The sequence below is a fragment of the Halioglobus sp. HI00S01 genome (assembly GCF_001635445.1).
GTDB classification, from domain to species: Bacteria; Pseudomonadota; Gammaproteobacteria; order Pseudomonadales; family Halieaceae; genus Halioglobus; species Halioglobus japonicus.
The window spans coordinates 1-217 of record NZ_LWEE01000011.1 but is presented as its reverse complement, the minus strand read 5'-3'; the positions used below and the strand labels follow the sequence as shown (position 1 = coordinate 217).

Here is a 217-nt window from a genome sequence, read left to right as displayed (position 1 = left end):
ACATCTGCGGCAGGCATGCCCGGATCACATTATCCAGGGCAATAAACACTTTGCCGCCCTTTCCCTTGCGCCTGGGAATTTCGACGAAGCGTTCAAGGCGATCAGTAGGGACTTCAACCACCGCGTAGTTGTAGCTGTCACCGGAGAGTATGTCGACAGCCAGGTAGATTGACTCATCATTCAAGGCAGGGATGGCGCGATCTTCGCGCAGCAATAT

At 53.9% G+C, this 217-nt stretch carries 1 pseudogene; it reads right to left on the bottom strand.

The window, feature by feature from the left end:
* Nucleotides 1-217, bottom strand: a pseudogene (locus A3709_RS02990) (polyphosphate kinase 1); the annotation flags it as partial.